The organism is Chloroflexota bacterium, from assembly GCA_016197225.1.
In the GTDB taxonomy this organism is placed as follows: domain Bacteria; phylum Chloroflexota; class Anaerolineae; order Anaerolineales; family VGOW01; genus VGOW01.
In genome coordinates, this window is the sequence record JACPWC010000034.1 from 1 (window position 1) to 19751 (window position 19751).

The window sequence follows — 19751 nt, forward strand, 5'->3', positions numbered from 1 at the left end:
ACGGACTCATAGTTGGATGAATCGCTTTCGGCGCATTTTGATTCGCTGGGACAAGTCTGCTGAGAATTACATCGCTTTTCTGCATTTCGCCTGCGCGCTCGTCGCTTTCAGGGCCGCTGGGTTATTAGGATAGGCACTTAGGGTTTCGGAAACCCTAAGGGTCTTTCGGATAAACCTAAAGGTCTCGCGAGAGTCTGGCAAACAGAGACCCTACTCCACCAGCCAGCAGGCCACCCAGTGATCTTTGGAAACTTCCCTGAACTCCGGTTCCTGTTGCGAACACTTCTCGATGGCGACCGGGCAACGCGGGTGGAAGCGGCATCCGGTGGGCGGGCGGAGCGGGCTGGGGACGTCGCCTTTGAGGATGATGCGCTTTCGTTTGAGATCCGGGTCGGGAACCGGGATGGCCGAGAGCAAGGCCTGGGTGTAAGGATGAAGCGGGTTGCGGAACATCTCCTCGCGGCTCGTCAACTCCACCATCTTGCCCAGATACATGACGGCAATGCGGTCAGAGATGTGTTCGACGACGCTCAGGTTGTGGGCAATGAAGAGATAAGTCAGGTTGAATTCCTGTTGCAGTTCCTTGAGGATATTGAGCACCTGAGCCTGAATGGAAACGTCGAGGGCCGAGACCGGCTCGTCGCAGACGATGAACTTGGGGCGCAGGGCCAGAGCGCGGGCAATACCAATGCGCTGACGCTGGCCGCCGGAAAATTCGTGCGGGTAGCGGCGGGCATGATAATCCTCAAGGCCGACTTTTCGCAGGGTGTTGATGACGACTTCAAAGCGCTCTTTGCTGTTTCTCATGCCGTGAACCAGCAAGCCTTCGGCGATGCTTTCGCCGACGGGCATACGCGGGTCGAGCGACGAGAACGGATCCTGGAAGATGATCTGCATGTTGCGGCGCAGGGCCTTGAGCTGGCGGGCGTTGGCCTTGAAGACATCCTGGCCGTCGAATAACACCGAGCCGGAAGTGGCCGGCACCAGTCGCAGGATAGTGCGGCCAATGGTCGTCTTGCCACAGCCCGATTCGCCCACCATGCCAAACGTCTCGCCTTCGCGAACGGCAAAAGTCACGTTCTCAACCGCCTGCACGTAAGCCACCACTCGCTGGAGCAGGCCGCCGCGCACCGGAAAATATTTGACGAGGTTCTGGACTTCTAAAAGGTTGTGGTTGTTCTTGGTTTCGTTAGCCACGTCTATGCCTCTAAGGTTTTAGGTGACTGTCACCGGGGAGAGAAATGCCTGAATTTCACTGCACAGCATTACCCGGTGACAGTCACCTTGGGTCTCAATTTCCACTCAGTTCCCGGCCAGCGGGGCTTGGTGGTTTTCGCCGTCCTGGTACAGCCAGCACCGGACGTTATGATCCGGGGCGACCGGTTTCAGTTGCGGCACTTGAGTCGCGCAAATCGTCAAACTATGTTGCACCCGCGCTTTGCAACGCGGCGCGAAACGACAGCCTACCGGCAGGTTGATCAGATTGGGCACACTGCCGGGGATCACGTCGAGCTTGTCTTTGATGACGCCCAGAACCGGAATAGAGCCGATCAGACCTTGCGTATAAGGATGTTTAGGATCGGCAAAGAGGGTGCGCACGTCCGTTTGCTCGACGATCTGGCCGGCATACATCACGGCCACCCGTTCGCACATCTCGGCCACCACGCCCAGGTCGTGGGTGATGAGAATGATGGCGGCGTCCATCTTGGTTCGCAGGTCGCGCATCAAATCCAAAATCTGGGCCTGAATGGTCACGTCCAGGGCCGTGGTCGGCTCGTCGGCAATAAGCAGTTCCGGCACGCAGGCCAGGGCCATGGCGATCATGACGCGCTGGGCCATGCCGCCGGAGAGTTCATGCGGATAGGCCTGGGCGCGGCGCTCGGCGTCGGGGATGCCGACCATGCGCAACAACTCCACCGCCCGCTCCCACCCCGCCTTCCTGCCCAGCGAGCGGTGGATGTTGAGCACTTCGGCAATCTGGTCGCCCACTTTGAACACGGGGTTGAGCGACGACTGCGGCTGTTGGAAGATCATCGAGATGCGGTTGCCGCGAATGTGGACCATCTCGCTTTCCGACAGTTTGAGGACGTCCTTGCCGTCGAAGATGATCTCGCCTTCCATCACTTTGCCCGGCACGCCGACCAGGCGCATGATGGAGAGCGAAGTGACGCTTTTGCCACAGCCCGACTCGCCCACCAGGCCCATCACTTCGCCGCGCTTGACGGCGAAATCAACGCCGTCCACCGATTTGACGACGCCGTCTTCGGTGAAAAAATAGGTTTTGAGATTCTTGACTTCCAGAATGGTGCGATCCTGCGCCGGCGTTTGTTGTCCGTTATTATTGCTCAAGGCTCTCATCCTCCGCGCGTTTTGGTTGAGCGCGCTGTTGTTTGGTTTTGGAACTGCGGCGGCCTTCGTCCCCCGAATCGCCGCGCTCGAAGTGTAGTAAGTTTTACTAGAGTTTCAGGCGCGGGTCAAGTGCATCGCGCAAGCCGTCGCCGATGAAGTTGAAGCACAGGGAACACAAAAAGATGGGCGTGCCGGAGATGAGCGGCAGCCACGGAAACTGGAACATGTAACTTTGGGCGGCGGCCAGCATGTTGCCCCAGGTGGGCGTGGGGTCTTGAATGCCCAGGCCCAAAAAGCTGAGGATGGCTTCGCCGATGATAAAGCCCGACAGGCCCAGGCTGGCGCTGACGATCATCGGAGCCAGGGCATTGGGGATCATGTGAGTTAAGATGATTCGCATATCTGAAGCGCCCAGCGCTCTGGAGGCTTCGGTAAAGGTCTGCTCTTTGAGCGAGAGCACCACGCCGCGCATCAGGCGTGAGTCGCCCAGCCAGCCAAAGGCGACAAAGATGCTGATCAGCAACACCACCTGGATTGCGTCGCGCGGCTGGATGAGCAACAGCCAGCCCACAAAGGTGGTGACCACTGGCGGGATTGGAATCGCATCCTGGTTTTGGATGAGCAGAGAGGAGATAATCAGCAGGAGCGGCAGGGTCGGCAGGGTAAGCAGGAATTCGACAAACCGCATCAAGACGGCGTCGAGCGCGCCGCCCACGTAACCGGAGACAGCGCCAATGAAAATGCCGAGAAGCGAACTACTGAGCTGGGAGACGATGGCTACAGTCAGGGTGATCCGGGCAGCGTAGACAATGCGCGACCAGTAATCGCGCCCGATCACATCCGAGCCCAAATAGTGAACCCGCGTGCCGTCGAGACTGAGCGCGCCGGGCGCGGCAAACTTGTTGCCGACTTCGATCTCAGCCGGGTCAAAGGGCGCAAAGGCCGGCGCAAAAGCGGCCAGGAGGAAAATGGCGGCCAAAACTATCATTGAAACGACGGCCAGACGGTGGCGCAAAAAGCGCCGGGTGATAACCTTTAGCTGACTGACCTCCTCGGGCATGGCCTCGGCGGCGGCCAGGTCCAGGATCGGGGTGTTAGCGGGAGTTGTAGCAGTGGCCATGAGACGTTATTTCCTTTAGCTCAACCGGATACGTGGATCGACCACAGTATACAAGACATCGGAGAGCAGGGTGGCGATCACGGTCAAGACAGCAGTGATGAGCAAGAGGGCCATGGCCACCGGATAGTCGTAGCGGCCCAGAGCGTCGAAGTACAAGCGTCCCATCCCCGGCCAGTTGAATATAGTTTCGGTGACGATGGCCCCGCCGAAAGCCGCCGGGATGGAAAACACGACCAGGGTGACGAAGGGGATGAGGGCGTTGCGCAGAGCGTGTTTGGCAATGACGGCGCGCTCCAACAAGCCCTTGGCCCGGGCGGTGCGCACGTAATCCTGCCGCAGAACTTCCAGCATACTGCCGCGCACGAAGCGGCTCCAGCCGGCCACATTCACCATCGCCAGCACCGAGACGGGCATGAGCAAATGCAGGAATTTATCGAGGTTGGAATTGGCATCCACCGTGCCCAGGATGGGCATGGTGTAATCTTTAATTGACTCGGCGTTGGCCGGCGGCAAGTAGACCCAGCCCCAGCTCTTGAAGAAGATGCTGAAGACCAGAATCATCAACAGGCCAAAGAAGAAGGTAGGCATTGACGTGCCAAAGAAAGACAATGAGGTGACAAAGTAATCGAACTTGGAATATTGTTTCACCGCCGAAAAGACGCCCAGCGGCACGCCAATCAGAATCGAGATTGTGATTGAGATGCTCATGAGTTGTAAGGTGCGCGGCAGGCGGGAAAACACAACCAGGCTCACGGGTCGGTCGCGCAACATACCCCACGAATTGCCAAAATCGCCAAAGACCACCCCGTTACTGGTGCGCCGCCCCACCAGGTCGGCCAGGGTTACGTCCTGCCCCGGCTTGCAACCGGCCTGTATGGTTTGGGTGGAGCCGTCGGACATTAATGCCTCCACCAGGCGCGGCTGGCGGCAACCGATGATCAAATCGGCAAAAAAGGTTTGGCCGCCAATGGTGATCGGCCCGCGAGGCTGGCCGAGGAGCCAGCGCGAGAAACGAATCGGCAGATTCAGGTCAAGCTCGAAATAAGCGCGGATGCGGGCAATATCCTCAGCCGTGATCCGGAAGCGGGAGTTTTGTTGCGCTTGGGCCAGCCCAGCCAGAGGGCCGCCGGGCGCCAGGTTAAGCAGAGCATAAGAGGCCGCGGCTGAAAAAAACAAAACAACCAGCATTTGGGCGGAGCGACGGATGAGATAGTTAAACATAGCAATCTCCAACTAATAACGCAGGCGCAACAAGAGACTTGTTGCGCCTGCGCATTCAACAATTTAACCAGGGTGAGCGCCGGGCGAGATCATTCGCGCCATCCATACATCTTGTTCCAGCAGTGTAGTCATTGTCGTATTTCCTGCGGTCAGTCTTCGCCGGGCGCTCGCCTGTTCCTGCAACTTACGGCAGGTTCAGGTTCATATCAATGTGTTCCCAGGTCGCGCTCGGGATGACTTCGGCCTGAACGGTGCCTGCGGCCTGAGCGTCAATCACGAGTTGCACTTCCTGGCCGGCGCCGAGGGTCTCGGAGCCAACCACATCTACGTCGCCGGTGAGCAGTTGCGCTACGGCGGAGTTGGTGTCGGCCACGAAGGTGACGACCACGGTCTTGATCTTCAGGGTGTCAGCGCCGCGCCAGTAGTTGGGGTTGGCGGTGAGCGTCATCTTCACGCCCTTCTCCCAGCTGCCGTCGCAGGCCAGCACGTACGGGCCAACGCCCAGCGGGCACTCGGCGATTTCGGGCAGGGTCGCCCACTCGGCAGCGGGCACGTCAGCCAGGTTGCGGCCATCGGCCAGCGCCTGATGCGACGGGTAGAAGCCGATCGGGAAGACGTAGTAAGTGGGATTCTGCGAACCGGGCTTCCAGGTTACGGTGTAGCCGTCATCGCGGAACTCAACGCCCTGGATGGATTCGCAGATGATGAAGCTGGTCGCGCCGGAGGCGGGGTCGCAGTCAATCTTGTAGGCCAGTTCAAAGTCGGCGGCCTTCACCGGCTCGCCATCCGACCACTTGAGGCCGGCGGCGGCCAACTTGTAGTCCACCACCAACTGCTTCATGGTCACGGAACCGCCGCTGTATTCCACTTCTTCGCCGGCCGCGTTCTTGATCTTCACGCCGGCAGCGAGGGCGAGCGGGTTGCCATCGGCGTCGGTGGTGTTGCCAACCGAGTCGAGGATGAGGTCGCCCTCGTTGACTTCGACATCGTTGTTGCTGGCCAGGCCGCTCTCGATGGTCGAGACTTCGAAGAGGTTGGCCTGATAGTCGTAGTCGCGGCTGGTCACGCCCACATCGAAGATCAACTCGCCGATGCTGCGTTGCACGGCGGCGCTTTCCACCAGCGAGAACATGGAAGCGGGTTCCTGCGAGAAGCCTAACACGATGGTGTCGGCGCCTTCAATTTCCCACTCGTAGGAGTTCCAGGTGTAGTACTCGGTGGTGTTCGGCTTGAAGTTTTTGAGGTTGACGCTAGCCGCCGCGATTTCAGCGCGGTTGAAGAGCGGCAGGCTCACCATATCCTTGGTGAATTCGATCTGGGTCTGCTTGTAGGCCTCAATGCGTTCATTGCGATCAAGCGTGTTGTTGGCTAGCTTGATGTTGTTGCTGGCGGTTTCATTGCACCAGCCCATGGCATTCTGGCCCACCCAGCCATTCTCAGGCAGGGGGATCTGATCGCAAGCATAGAGGGTCTGGCCGCCGGGGTCGGCCTGGCCTACCCAGGCAAACGCGCCGAGTTCGTAGTCGCGGCGGGAGATGCCGGTGGTGTCACCGAACCACCAGGCGGCGGGGGCGTGCAGGCGGATGACGCGCAGGCCGCAGTCGCGCATGTTGGCTTCAAACACAGCGGCCCAGGTCTGGCGGAAGGCGGCGGTGGTGGTGGTGAACTTGAGCGACATTTCGTCGCCATTGGCATTGGTGCGGTAGGTGGCGCCTTCGGCCAGGGTCCAGCCGGCTTCCTCAAAGAGGGCGGCGCCCGTGGCCGCGTCGAACGGGTACTTCACCAGTTCGTCGCCATCGTAGTTGGCCCAACTGGAGCGGGGGATGAAGGTGTTCATGTTCAACACGCTCTTGTCCGCAATGAACGGGTACACCGAAGCAATCAGTTCATCGCGGTTGGTGCAGTAGGCAATGCCCTGGCGGTTGCGCAGGTCGCTCAGGATCGGGTGCGGTTCGGTGAAAGCGCCCTTCTCAACTTCGACGACGTTCTCGACGATTTGCGTCTCGACCACCGGCACTTCGACGACGCTGGTGACTTCAACTGTCTGGATGACCGTCTGCGGCTGGCAAGCGGCCAAGAGGATGCTGGCAACGGTCAAAAAGGCCAAAGCCACCATCGCATTTTTGTGTTTACGCATTTTCTCTCCTCCTTCAAGGATATTCAAATAGTGTGAGTGTTTTGGGGTTTTATACAGATTGTTTCAGCGGGGTCGATAATTGGCGTTCTCGAATCCTCACCTCCTCCATCGGTAAAACCTGTCGAGTTAGGGATACTTGCTCGACTCAAGCGCACAGATATATTCACCTTAGCCAATTTTGGGGCAGGCACATTGGGAATATAGCATAAGGGCATAGGGGAGTCAAGGAAGGGGCGCATGGCAAGCGTAGGACTCTCGTCGGGTAAAGGCATCCATGTCAAATAAGATGCGCTTCGGTCATGGCGATGTGATATTAAACGCTTCTATGTTCCAAAGATCGGAGTTCTGGGTCGGGTCCAGAACGAAGCCCGACACTCCGGGGACGGCGACCCCGATCTTGAGTTTGACGAACAGGACGAGCGACGGCACGTCCTGAGCAAATATCTTCATTGCCTCGTGGTGAAGCCGCTTCTTTTCCGCCGGGTCGAGGGTATTGATTGCCTTGAAACAGACATCTTCAAAAGCCGGGTTGAGGTAGCCCACATTGTTGCCGCCTTCGGGGTAGCCGGTGGCAACGCCGTATTGGTCGGGCTGGCCGTCACCCAGCCCCGGCCAGCCGCGGCTGGTGTACAAGGCGCAATCCGGCTCCACATCCGTCACCCAGGCAAACTGGCCCAGGTCGTAACGGCGGCCAAACAACACGCCCTCAGGAAAACTGCCAAACAGTTCGGCCCGGCTAAGTTCCTGCAAATTAATTTCAATCCCGCAATTGTCTTTCAATTGAGACTTGAGCGCCTGAGCCACACCGGCCCGCAACGTGTTGCCTGCCGGGCCGTACGCATAATTCAACGACAGGGCCTGGCCGTTCTTATCCAGCATGCCGTCGTTGTCGCTATCCTGCCAGCCGGCTTCGCTCAACAACGCTTTGCCCGCCGCCGGATCAAACTTGTAAACCGTGATGTCGGTGGCGTCGTAAAACGGGTGAGTCGTCGGCACGTAGGCCGGCGGCGCTTCGGCGCGGCCATAAAGCAAGCTCGAGATGAGGGCCTGACGGTTAATGCAATAAGCAAACGCCTGCCGGACTTTGACATTTTGGAACAGCCCCCGGCCCACCAGGCCGCCATACCCTTCGACCGGGCTGATGTTGAAATCCAGATGTTCAAAGGTTGCGCCGCCGACAAATTGGGGAACCAGTTTCTTCTTCAACTCGGCGTCCAGAAGTTTGGGCACTTGCTCGTCAAATATCGAGTCTTGCGTCCCGGCTTTAGCGCCGACGCCAATCTGACACTCCCCGGCCAGCAATTGGGCCACCAGTTGTTCAGCGTCGGGCACGAAGCGAAAGGTCAGTTTGTCGAGATAGGGCAAGCCATCAGAAGCGCGGAAGTAGTTGGCGTTTTTGGAGAGCTTGATGAATTCGCCCGCCTTCCACTCGTCCAGCTTGAAAGCGCCGAACGAGAGCGGCTTGTGATTGGCCCGGTCGTCGGCAAGCAGTTGCGAGGCGGTGAGCGCGCCATACACGTGGCGCGGAAACGGAACCGGCAACCGGGTGTAATACAACGAATCTTTGTAGCCCGGCAGGTACGTCCACTGAATGGTTTGCGCGTCCACCACCACCGGGTCTTGCAGGCGGTTGGTGAGGAAGTGATTCGCGCCCGGGTTGTCGGGGCTTTTGGAAATTTCCCAGGCGAACAATACGTCGTCGGTGGTGAGCGGCTCCCCGTCTTCCCACTTCAGCGACGGCAACAACTTGAACGTCACCGTCATCTTTATGGCCTGAACTGATCCGGCCTTGCCATCATAAACCTGCTCGTCCCCCTGCGGATCAAAATAGCGCGCGCCTGCCGCCAGCCCGACGATGTTGCCTGCCGTGTCCACGAGGGTTTCGCCGTCTCTAACAGTGGCGGCCTCCACCACCGCGTCCCCGTCCTTCAGGCTCGGCAGCTTTTGCAAGATCACCGGCTGGTAGTCAAAGGCCCGGTGATCAATCGGCCCGTCGCGCAAGGCCTCCAACACTGCCGCCCGCGCCAGCACACTCTCACGGCTTCCACCGGCGGCAAATTCGTAGAGCGTGTTCGGCTCGTAAGGCAAGCACACCACCAGTTCCTTGCTCGGCGGCACGGGCGTGGCGCTGGGCGCAAGAGTCGGCGCGGGGCCGAAGGTGGGCGGCAGGAGCGGCGACGACTCGCTGGACGCGGGGCGCGGGGCTGGGGCCGGTGTCTCAACGCCCGGCAATGAAGCGACGGTGACAGCGGGCAGAACCATGGGCGTGGGCGCAGGTTGTGGCGAAGCGCAGGCGGCAAGAATGAAGCCGGCGAGGGTTAGAAGCAATATACTTTTTTTCATGAAGTAGTTTGGAGAAGTTGCAACGACGCTCAAGGCAATGCCCCGGCTTGAGGATTTTTTTCGTAGAGGAAGCAGGCCGCCTCTTGCGAAGCGGGCGTGCCGATCATTTTCGGCAAACGTTCCCGGCAAACCGGCATTACCTGCAAACAAGCCGACTGGAACGGACAGCCTTTTCCTTTATAGGTGTGGCTGTCGGCCAGGCCCGCCTGCCCGCCCAGCCATTGCTGAGTGTAAGGATGTTGCGGCGCGTTCAACACGCTCTCGGTCTTGCCCATCTCCACCAGCCAGCCTTGATACAAAATACCCAGCCGGTCGGCGAAGCCAGCCGCTAGCCGCGGCTCGCGCACCAGCCAAATGAAAGCCATGCCGTCCTTGTCGCGCAAGTCGGCCATGAGCTTGAAGAAACTTTCGGCCATGCCGGGCGGCAGAGTGCGGGTCGGGTCGTCGCACACCAGTAGCACCGGACGGAGTGTGAGAGCGCGGGCCAGGGCCACGCGCTGGCGCTGGCCGGCCGAGAGCGCGGTGAGGCGGCGATCCAGCAACAGGCTGTTCAGCCCCACCCGGCGCAGAGCTTGTTTGATGGCCGCCAGTTGATCGGCGGGCGAGCCAATCTGCTGAACCTGCAACGGCTCGGCCATCACTTCACTCACCAGGTGTTGCGGCGGCAGAGCCGTGCGCGGGTCGCTAAACAAAAATTGGAAGCGCCGCCGGAGCGGCCTCAGGGCGTTCTCGTTTTTGCGCGCCAGATCGTCACCCTCAAAAATCACTTTTCCGCCGCTGGGCTTCGTGAGCAGACCGATGGAACGGGCCAGGGTGGTCTTGCCTGCCCCGGCCTCGCCGGCGAGAACGACGATCTCGCCCGAATTAACTTCAAAGTTCACATCCGACAGAACCGACAGCAGATGCGAGGCCGACCTGAACGGCAAGGCGCCGCCAAGCGGAATGTCTTTTTTGAGATGCTCGACTTTGAGCAGAGGAGGCATTGGGATTTTGGATTTGGGATTAGGGTCGCGCGCCGAGCGTCACCGGCACGTCTAGCTGGCCGCCGTCGCGCAAAATAGTCAAAGTTACGGTTTGCCCGACGCTGGCGTTGGTGACCAAATAACCGAGCAGGTCGGAGAAGTCCTTCACTTCGCGCCCGTCAATGGCAATGATGAGATCGCCGCCGCCCAACAATCCGTCAATGCTGGTGAACGTCGTCCCGGCTCGCATGCCGGCCTCGTCTGCCGGGCCACCCGCCACCACGTTGGTCACGTACGCGCCGGTGGTGCGGGGCAAACTCAAGGCCTCGATCTCGTTGAGAGTCAGATCGCTGGTGCTACCCAGGCCAAGATACGGATAGACAAACTTGCCATCGGCGATCAACGCCGGGGCTACCCGCCTCACCAGGTTGGACGGAATGGAAAAGCCCACGCCCGAATTTACGCCCGTCTCCGACTCAATGGCTTTATTCACGCCAATCACCTCGCCGCGCAAGTTCAACAGCGGCCCGCCCGAATTGCCGGGGTTGATGGCGGCGTCGGTCTGAATGATCTTTGGCGTGGAAAACGAACCGCCGCCGGGCGCGCTTACCTCCGAGTCCAGCGTCCGGCCTAATCCGCTCACAATGCCAATCGTCATGGTGCCGTCCAGGCCAAACGGGTTGCCAATGGCAATCACCCGCTCGCCCACCTGCACCAGGTCCGAGTCGGCCAGCGGCACGGCCACCAACTGATCGGCAGGCACGTCCACTTTGATGACGGCCAAGTCGGCGGTAGCGTCCGTCCCCAGCAAGTCGCCGCGAACTTTGAGTCCGCTGGAAAAGTCAATCTCCAATTCGGTTGCGCCTTCCACCACGTGATTGTTGGTGACGATGTGGCCGTCGGTGTCAATGACGAACCCTGATCCCTGCGAGAACCCGTCGCTTGAAATTGCGCGAATAGAGACGATGGCCGGATTCACGCGATGATACAGATCAACGTACAACTGCTGTTCGGCAGCCGGATCAATAACAACCGGGGCAACCGTGGGCGCGACAATCGGAATCAGAGTCGGCGCGGCGACGACGGGCGGGGCCACTGTCGGCAGTGGCGAGGCTGTCGGCGCTAAGGTCGTGAGACTACAAGCCAGCATGGCCGGCGCAAGCAAGGCAACGATCAATCGCAATTTTGGTTTCATGGCAAAGTATGTCAACACCGGTTCAAAGACCTGTCAGGTCTCAGCAAACTGTCTGCGATATTCAGATTCTGCGCCAGACCTGACAGGTCTTAATTACGCCTCTTTCTTTCTAAGATCAGCCAGCGTCTTGAATAACGCTTTCTCTTCGTCGCTCAACTTCTTGGGCACTTGCACCAGCAGGCGCGCGTACAAGTCGCCGCGCGTCTTTGGCTCGCGCAGAACCGGCAGGCCTTTGCCGCGCAAGCGCATTGTCTGCCCGCTGGAACTTTCAGGCGGCACGGTGAGCAAAACTTCGTTGCCCTCAAGGGTGGACACGCGCACCTGCCCGCCCAGCACCGCCGTGTAAAGATCAACCGCCACGTCGGTCTGCAGGTCCGGGCCGCCTTCGCGCACCTTGAACTTGGGGTGTTCGAGAAGCGTGACCACCAAGTGCAAATCGCCGGGCGCCCCGTTGAGGCCCGGAACGCCCTCGCCGACCACCCGCACTTTGGTTCCCGCCTTCGCGCCCGGCGGAATCTTCACCTCCAGCCGCCGCTGGCCTTTCTCCAGGGTACGTTGAGTGCCATGCAACGACTCTTCAAGCGTGATGTCCACCGGGTATTCTTCGGCCTGGCGAGTCTGAGCCGGCGCGCGCCGCCTCCCGCTCCGAGTCTGCGTCCCGGCGCCCGACATGCCAAAGATGGTATTGAAGAAATCGGAGAAGCCGCCGCTGCCACCAAACAGATCACTGTAGTCAACCCGTTGCCCGCGCCCGCCCTGCGCCGCCCACTGGCTCCAGTCGAAACCACGCGGGTCGCCGCCATATTGTTGGTAACGTTGATACTGCGCGCCCAACTGATCGTACTTGGCGCGTTTGGCCGCGTCGCCCAGCACTTCGTAGGCTTCGTTGATCTCTTTGAATTTCTCCTCGGCTTTTTTGTCGCCGGGATTTTTGTCGGGGTGATATTGCTTCGCCAGTTTGCGAAAGGCCGACTTGAGTTCGGCCTCGCTGGCGGTTTTGCTCACCCCGAGTGTCGTGTAATAGTCTTTGTAGTCCATAGCGCGGCTTCCAGCCGCAACCAGAAGGCTTTAGGACGCAGATGAACGCTGATAAACGCTGATTTTTTTCTTTATCTGCGTCCGCGTCCAATAATCTTCGCGGCCAGCGCAGTTCTTGCGGGGTAATACTATAGCACTTCGCTATTCAGGCCTCTAACAACTTAGGCTCTACCAGATTGAGTGTGAAAACCCTTAACACAAAGGCGCTAAGGCGCAAAGCCGCTAAGAAATAAACTGGTTTTTCTTTGCGCCTTGGCAACTTTGCGGCTTTGCGTTAAAAAATCCCGTTAAACCCGGAAGAGCCACAACTCAATAGGCCTTATCGGAAATAAGCTCATAGCCCGCGTCCTCGCCGGCGGCCAACCACAAACAAGGACGCGGTTGGGGAGCGTCATAATGTTATTCCCGATAAGGTTTAATAATGTTCGGAAGTCCGGGTTGATTCTAGGCTTATGAAAGAAGAGAGTCAATGACCTCTCAGACACCAAGTGTCTATAGTCTCCATGTTATACTCCGCCCGTGTTAATGGAAGATAAGTCTGTTGCGATACGCGAAGCTAGGCGAAGCTTCCGGCTGGGCGTCCTCAACGGCCTCCTCTTCCTCATCGCCGACAAGCTCATGGATCCCACGCTGGTGCTGGCGGCCTTTGTCAATCATCTTACCCCTTCAGCCATCTGGCTCGGCTTGTTGATTCCCCTCAACGAGGGCGGCTGGTTTTTGCCTCAACTCTGGGTGTCCAGCTTCCTGCAAAGTTGGCCGCTCAAAATCCGGCTCTATCAGTTCGTCGCCCTCATCAGAGTCGCTTTATGGACATTACTGGTGGCCGCCGTCTTTCTAATCAAAGACCCCAACGGGTTGCTATTGGCCTTCTTCATATTATTCGGGCTGACGACCATTGCCTCCGGTTTTAGCGGCCTCTCGTTCCTGGAAGTCGTGAGCAAAACCATCCCGGCCCGGCGGCGCGGCGAGTTCTTTGCCTGGCGGCTGGCCGCCGGTGGCCTGGCCGGGCTGGGCGGCAGTGTCCTGGTCACCTGGCTCATTTCCGAGTCCAGCCCGCTCAAGTTCCCCTACAACTTTGGCGCATTGTTTGCGTTGGCCCTCGCCTCCGGCGCGCTCGGCCTGCTCGCCTTCTCCAGTATCAAAGAGCCGCCGGATCATGATCTGCGCCCGCCCGTTTCCGTCCTCTCGCAACTCAAACGCGCAACGCACCTCCTCAAGGCCGATCACAACTTCCGGCATTTTCTTTCCCTGCGCTCGGCGCTGATGATCGCCGGCGCGGCCACGCCGTTCTTTGCTGTATACGTGCAACAACAACTCGGCGGCCGGCTGGAGATGATCGGCGTCTACCTCGGCGTGTTCACCCTCGTCAATTTGCTAGCCAACATTTTCTTTGCCCGATTCTCAGCCCGGCTGGGCAACCGCAACACGATGACTCTGGCGGTTTGGGCCGGCGTGTCCATGACCGGCCTGGTTCTGCTCCTCACCCTGTTGGCCGCCCCGCTCCGTCTCAACGGCTGGGCGGCCTCGCTCTGGCTGGTTCCGGTCTTCGCCATTTCGGGCATTCGCGAGTCGGGCCTGGGCGTGGCCGGGCAAAGCCTGCTGCTCGACATCGCCCCGCACGAAGAACGCACCCTCTACCTCGGTTTCACCAACTCGTTTCTTGGCCTGGTGCTTTTTTCCAGCGGGCTGGGTGGCCTGGTGGTGGCCCGGTTTGGCTTTGTGGCTCTGCTTCTCATCACCGCCGCCGCCCACCTCTTCGCCCTCAACTCGGCGTTGAAGATGAGGGATCATGCGTTGCGATGATGTTGTTCACGCCATTCGCGGATATGAACGGTGTGTTCGGCTTCGTGGGCAAAACTGTAGTCGGCGACGATTTTCCACAACGGCTCGCCTTTGAGCCAGGGGAATTTTTTAGCCTCGGCCAAATCCTGGTCGGTAAACATCTCAACTTGACGGATGATTTGCTTGTGGACGCCGTGGAAGTCGGCCAGCACGCGGTCGAGCGGGCGGTTCTTGTATTCGGCGTACCACTTGGCGTTGAGGGTTTCAATGTCTCCGCTGAGGCCCTGAACATTCGCCGGGCGTTTGCCCTGCCGGGCGAAGGCCAGCAGAGTCACCAGTTCCGATTCCCAAACAGTGAGGTGGGCCAGCAGGTCTTTGATCGTCCACTCGCCCATCACCGGCGCTGTGGCCAGTTCTTCATCGGTCAGGCTGGCAATGGCTTGCAAGAGTTTTTCACGTTCGACTTTGAGGGCGTTGAGGAGTTCGGTTTTGTTCATGTGGGCTATTCTATCAAAAGTTTGGCCGGGGCCGGTTTATAAGTGGGACTCTGATGCCGAAAGTAAGTGTTATACAGTTCGGCATAATGCCCGCCGCCGGCCATGAGCGATTTGTGGTTGCCCTCTTCGATGATCTCGCCTTGCTTGAGGACAATGATCCGGTCGGCGGCGCGGACAGTGGAGAGGCGATGGGCAATCAAAATTGAAGTGCTGTTGGCCAGAATCAGGTCGAGCGCCTCTTGAATTTGCGACTCGGTGAACGGGTCAATGCTGGCCGTGGCTTCGTCGAGGATGAAGATGGCCGGTTTCTGCGCCAACACTCGCATCAGGGCCACAAGTTGACGTTGCCCCATCGAAAGGCGGCCACCCCGTTCGCCCACGTCGGTCGCCAGGCCGTCAGGCAGAGTCTCCAGCCACTCGCCGTTGCCAATCCGCCGCGCCAGCGATTCGATTTCACGATCACTTGCTTCTGATCGGGCGTAACGAATGTTGTCGGCCACCGTGCCGGAGAAAAGAAAAGGCACTTGCGAGACGATGCCGAGTTGTTTGCGATACTGCCCAAGATCGAAAGAGCGAATGTCGCGCCCGTCCACCAGCAGTCCACCGGTTTGAAATTCGTAGAAGCGGGCGATGAGTTTGACGATGGACGATTTGCCGGCGCCGGTGTGGCCGACGAGGGCGATGTTCTCGCCGGGCCGGATGGTGAGCGAGAAGTCGCGCAGGATCGTTTCCTGTTTTCCATACTGAAAGCCCAGGTTGACGAATTTGATTTCGCCGCGCAGGCGTTCGACAGGTTGGCCATCGGTTTGCACCACGCGCGGCTCGGCGTCAATGAGGGCAAAGACGCGCTCGGCGGCGGAGAGGCCGGCCTGAAACTGGCTCCAAAAGGCGGAGACGTTGGTGACCGGAAACCAGAAGCGATCGAGGCTGGTGATGAACAGATACCACGAACCCACCGACACCGCCCCCGCCCCGACGGCCAGCCCGCCAAAATACACCAGCACCGACGTGCCCAGGCCGGCCAGGGCGTTGAGAACCGGAAAGATGTTGGACAGCACGAAGCCGCGCCGGATGTTGATGAGGTACGACTGGGCGTTGACGGCGGTGAACTCGTCGTAGATCGTGCCCTCCTGGCGGAAATTTTTGGCGACGCTGATCCCGGCAATCGTCTCGCGAATGGCGGCGTTGACGTTGGCCATGGCCCGGTTGCCCTGGCGGGTGACGTAGCGCGCCAGCCGCCGGAAGCTGAGGGCCAGCACCAGCACAACCGGCATGAAGCCGATCAGCATCAGCGCGAGTTGCCAGTTGATGAAGAACAGCACTGCTGAAAGGATGACGACGACGAGTACCTGGCTGAAGAGGTCGGTGACCAGGGTGATGACCTGAGCGAAATCTTGGGTGTCGGAGGTGATGCGGCTGAGGATGCGGCCCGTTTTGAATTCGTCGTAGAACGAGAGGTCGTGCCCGGTGGCGGCGCGGAAGGCGTCGAGGCGCAGGCCCAGCACCAGGTCGCCGATGGCGCGGGCGGTGAGCCGACGGCGAAAGAGGTTGAGCGTCCACGAGAAGATGCGGGTGAAGAGGATGATGCCGACCAGTCCGATAATAAAAGCCAGGCTCGGTTTTTGAGACAGGGCGTTCACGGCCCGAACAGCCACGAAAGGTTGAACGATGTCCACCAGGGCGACGCCGGTGGTGAGCAAGGCCACGCCCAGCACGCGGGCGCGTTGCGATTCAAGGTAAGAGGCGATTCGCGCCAGCAGTTGCGAGTCGGTGTACTGGCGGTCGTAGGCTTCGGTGTCGAGGGCGGAGAAGATGGAGGCCATGAGGGGGAAGAGAGAAGTTAGAGGATTGGAGAATTGGTTATTGGTTATTGGTTATTGGTGGAGTCGAGTCCAGCGTTGAGAGGAGTGAAGGAGGGCAAGGGTGAGAGCGTAGGGCGCGAGCATGAAGAGGAAGCTGATCTGCCACTTGGCGGCGTCCACCAGAGTGAGGTCGAAGAGCCAGAGCATCACGTCCAGCGTTTTGAGTGAGTTGGGAATCTGCCAGTGCCAAAAGAAGCTGAGCGGCAAGAGAAGGGCGGCGAGGGGCGCAAAGGTAGCGACGACGAGCGGATTCCGCCAGCGCAGGGCCAGGCCCACGCCCAGCGCCGCCGCCAACAGGTTCAGCCCCCACAGTCCCAGGGCAATCAACAGCCACGTCAGGCCGACACTGGCCGACGGCATGGCGCAGACCGAGTAATCCATTCGCGGGTTGTAGTCGCCGGTGTGATAAAAATGATTGACGCGGCACAGGAAGAGTGAGGCGTGAAGCGCCGAGTCCAACATGCCCACCACCAGCGGCGGCGCGAGGCCGACGGCCAGAGCCAGCAGGCCACGCGCGCGATAGAGCGCGGCGAAGACGTAGCCCTGCACGATGGAGGCGTCGGAGAGGGTGGTGGTCGTGAGCAACTCGTAACTGCCATCGCTCACGTTTCGGGCGGTGAGGCTCCCGGCGATCAGAGCCACAATGGGCGGCACAGCCGCCGCCAGCGCCGCGAACAGCATGGGCAGTAAATAGATCGGTGTGCGGAAGTTTGAATTGTGATCGGCCAGAAAGAGTTGAGTGCTCACCAGCAGAGTGGAAACGCCCAAACCAAACGCCAGCCAGAAGCAGACGCGGGCGGAGAGCCGGGAGGGCTTGGCAGTGAGGCGGGTGAGGAGAGGATTGGTGAAGAGAGTCATACGTGAAACGTCAATCGTCAGGTACGGCGCATCCAACGGCTGGCGAGGCGTATCACTGCAAAGGCAAGCGGGTACGATAAAGCCGGCAAGAGTGCATTACGAAACAACACAGATTCCGATGCTGTTAATTCAGCAGAAATAAACACCCACATCAGACACAATGCAACTGTCAACAAGAACAAAGGGGCAATGATGTTACCTAAGAAAAACTGCCGCTTGATAGCAAGAGCAACACCTGAAGACGCGGCCAGCCAGTTCAGACCCCACATGCCACCTACCCATATCAGCCAAGCCAGCAAGTTTTCTTGACTTGAGGAAACGATCAAAGTTCCATAATGGGGCCTTTCGCTCCAATAGGCGAGCCACACATCATTTCTGAGAAACTCAACCGCATGCCAGATAAAATACTTTGACCGATACGCCGAAGACACTATCAACATCAACGCTGGTGTCATAGCGAGCGAAAGGGCAAGCAAGTATCGAGCACGATAAAGCACGGCAAATGTATAACCAGAGACCATGCTGTGTTCTAGAAGTGCCGTTAGCCGAACAAGTTCAGCATCGGCGCTGATAATGTATCGTGTGGTAAAACTCATGGCAATAAGGATAATCACACCAGGCACAAAGAGGATCAGTAGAACTGATAGCACCACTAGAGTGTCAGACAAGTTAATTACAGACGATGCCCAAATCTTCCACGACAGAGGCCGGAGACTACAATCCATAGGATCAAGGCACATCAAGGCAAATCTTATATCGAAGGCCCATATACCGTACGCCAAGATCGTGATACCCAGTCCCAAAGCGATAAGGGTAGTTACAGCCAAACCAAGCCGAATATGGTTACCGACAAGCCTCACAAGAAATGGGTTGAGATGAAACCTTAGCATACTCTTATGCGCTACGTCCCCAACGCCTCATACCGCGTAAAAATTCTCCGGTATGGCTCGCTCTCGCGCATCAGCGTCGCGTGGTCGCCAACGGCGGCGACGCGGCCTTTGCGTAAGACCACGATCTGATCGGCCCAACGAATTTGCGAGAGGCGGTGAGTGATGAGGATCGTCGTGCGGCCCTCGGCGGCGTGCTCGATGGCCCGCTGAATCTGATCTTCGGTGGCCGAGTCAATCGCGCTGGTCGAGTCGTCGAGGATCAAAATGCGGGGGTTGGTGAGGAAGGCCCGGGCCAGGGCCAGGCGCTGGCGCTGTCCCCCGGAGAGAGTCACGCCCCGCTCGCCGATCACGGTCTGATAACCGTCTTTGAAGCCCATGATGAAATCGTGCGCCTGCGCCTCGCGCGCCGCCTGCTCGATCTGCGCCTGAGTCGCGCCGGGGCAACCGAAGGCGATGTTCTCGGCCACCGTGCGCGAAAACAAAAAGATGTCCTGCTCGATGATCGAAATTTGCTGGCGTAGAGACTCGATGTTCCAATCGCGCACGTCCACGCCATCCACGCAGACCTGGCCGGATGTAGCTTCGTAGATTCGATTGACCAACTTGGACAGCGTGCTCTTGCCGGCCCCGGTTTGGCCGACGATGGCGACCGTGTGGCCGGGTTCTACCTTGAACGAGACGTTTTCCAGCACGGGCGAGTCGGGGCCGCCTGCGGCGGCGTAGCCGAACGACACATCCCGAAATTCAATCGCCCCCTGAATCGGGGCCGCATAGCCTTCCTTGTTCTCGTCGAGTTCGGTCTCGGTGGTGATGAGTTGCAAAATGCGTTTGGCTCCGGCCAAGCCCAGCGAGACTTGCGAGTAGGCGAAGAGCGAGACGAAAGCCGGGAAGCCGAACAGTTGAAGCAGAACCATGAACGAGACTACGCCGCCGGTGTCAATCTGCCCGGTGCGGTGAAGCAGAAGCGCGTGCAAAAAGCCGGCGGTCTCGGTGAAGCCAAGCAGAAGCAAGGGCAGGAAGCGGGCCTCGATGTCGCCCTGACGCACCGTCTCGTCGCGATAAGCCTGCGCGTTGCGCTCGAAGCGTTCGATCTCCTGCGGCTCCTGGGCCGCGCCTTTCACGATCTCAATACCGTCCAGCGCCTCTGAGAGACGGGTGTTGAGCGCGCCGAACTTCCGGCGCACCGAGTCGGTGACGGGCGAAAGTTCGCGCACGTAACCGGCCAGGGCGAAGACGTAGGTAACGCAGAAGAAAAGCGGCGCAACGAACAGCGACCAGTGAATGCCCGGCGCGAAGGCGAGCGGCATGAGCAAAAACATGGCCGACCCGACGACCAGGTTGAAGCCGGGGTTGAGCATCAGGTTGATCTCGCGCACGTCGTTGGTGGCGCGGGCCATGATGTCGCCCACCGGCTGGAAGCCGTGAAAGGTCATGCTCTTGCCGAGCAGGCTGGCGTACAGTTCGGCCCGCGTGTCGCGCTCCAGGCGCTGGCCGATC

The 19751-nt window shown here is 59.2% G+C and carries 16 protein-coding genes; 2 read left to right on the forward strand and 14 right to left on the reverse strand.

Translation table 11 applies throughout. From position 1 onward, the window contains the following. On the forward strand, positions 1-133 hold a 133-nt coding region (locus HYZ49_06545), incomplete at its 5' end, for an IS5/IS1182 family transposase (protein MBI3241935.1). 77 nt (positions 134-210) lie between these two features. Here the strand turns inward: HYZ49_06545 and HYZ49_06550 are convergent. The 9 genes from HYZ49_06550 to HYZ49_06590 all read right to left on the reverse strand — a co-directional run bounded on the left by HYZ49_06550 (position 211) and on the right by HYZ49_06590 (position 12365). Further along, positions 211-1197, reverse strand: coding sequence for an ABC transporter ATP-binding protein (locus tag HYZ49_06550; GenBank protein MBI3241936.1), 987 nt, complete (start codon positions 1195-1197; stop codon positions 211-213). A gap of 105 nt (positions 1198-1302) precedes the next feature. Beyond that, positions 1303-2358: an ABC transporter ATP-binding protein gene (locus HYZ49_06555; GenBank protein MBI3241937.1), complete on the reverse strand. Its 1056-nt coding sequence runs from the start codon at positions 2356-2358 to the stop codon at positions 1303-1305. 97 nt (positions 2359-2455) lie between these two features. Beyond that, the gene (locus HYZ49_06560; GenBank protein ID MBI3241938.1) at positions 2456-3469 is read right to left on the reverse strand and encodes an ABC transporter permease; all 1014 of its coding nucleotides are present in this window, start codon (positions 3467-3469) and stop codon (positions 2456-2458) included. Between the two features lie 15 nt (positions 3470-3484). Next, positions 3485-4690, reverse strand: a complete 1206-nt coding sequence (locus tag HYZ49_06565) for an ABC transporter permease (protein MBI3241939.1) — start codon at positions 4688-4690, stop codon at positions 3485-3487. A 184-nt stretch (positions 4691-4874) separates the two neighbouring features. Further along, complete coding sequence (locus HYZ49_06570) at positions 4875-6806, reverse strand: peptide ABC transporter substrate-binding protein (GenBank protein ID MBI3241940.1); 1932 nt, start codon at positions 6804-6806, stop codon at positions 4875-4877. A gap of 318 nt (positions 6807-7124) precedes the next feature. Further along, positions 7125-9170 (reverse strand): hypothetical protein, encoded by a 2046-nt coding sequence (locus HYZ49_06575; protein ID MBI3241941.1) that lies wholly within the window; start codon positions 9168-9170, stop codon positions 7125-7127. A 29-nt stretch (positions 9171-9199) separates the two neighbouring features. Next, entirely contained in the window at positions 9200-10153 is a 954-nt protein-coding gene (locus HYZ49_06580; GenBank protein ID MBI3241942.1) for an ATP-binding cassette domain-containing protein, read from the reverse strand. Positions 10154-10172: 19 nt separating this feature from the next. Beyond that, positions 10173-11315: a trypsin-like peptidase domain-containing protein gene (locus HYZ49_06585; protein ID MBI3241943.1), complete on the reverse strand. Its 1143-nt coding sequence runs from the start codon at positions 11313-11315 to the stop codon at positions 10173-10175. A 105-nt stretch (positions 11316-11420) separates the two neighbouring features. Then, positions 11421-12365 (reverse strand): DnaJ domain-containing protein, encoded by a 945-nt coding sequence (locus tag HYZ49_06590; protein MBI3241944.1) that lies wholly within the window; start codon positions 12363-12365, stop codon positions 11421-11423. 525 nt (positions 12366-12890) lie between these two features. Between HYZ49_06590 and HYZ49_06595 the strand changes: the two genes are divergently transcribed. Continuing rightward, positions 12891-14168, forward strand: coding sequence for a hypothetical protein (locus tag HYZ49_06595; protein ID MBI3241945.1), 1278 nt, complete (start codon positions 12891-12893; stop codon positions 14166-14168). On the opposite strand, the gene HYZ49_06600 is transcribed toward HYZ49_06595, so the two are convergent. The 5 genes from HYZ49_06600 to HYZ49_06620 form a co-directional block, all read right to left on the reverse strand. After that, positions 14153-14644: a ClbS/DfsB family four-helix bundle protein gene (locus HYZ49_06600; GenBank protein MBI3241946.1), complete on the reverse strand. Its 492-nt coding sequence runs from the start codon at positions 14642-14644 to the stop codon at positions 14153-14155. The genes HYZ49_06595 and HYZ49_06600 overlap by 16 nt on opposite strands. Before the next feature lie 5 nt (positions 14645-14649). Beyond that, a complete protein-coding gene (locus HYZ49_06605) occupies positions 14650-16467 on the reverse strand; it encodes an ABC transporter ATP-binding protein (GenBank protein MBI3241947.1) in 1818 nt (605 codons plus the stop codon). 51 nt (positions 16468-16518) lie between these two features. Beyond that, entirely contained in the window at positions 16519-17364 is an 846-nt protein-coding gene (locus HYZ49_06610; protein ID MBI3241948.1) for a hypothetical protein, read from the reverse strand. A 17-nt stretch (positions 17365-17381) separates the two neighbouring features. Further along, on the reverse strand, positions 17382-18032 hold the full coding sequence (locus HYZ49_06615; GenBank protein MBI3241949.1) for a hypothetical protein: 651 nt from the start codon (positions 18030-18032) through the stop codon (positions 17382-17384). A 233-nt stretch (positions 18033-18265) separates the two neighbouring features. Next, positions 18266-19751: ABC transporter ATP-binding protein (locus tag HYZ49_06620; GenBank protein MBI3241950.1), on the reverse strand; the 1486-nt coding region annotated here is incomplete at its 5' end.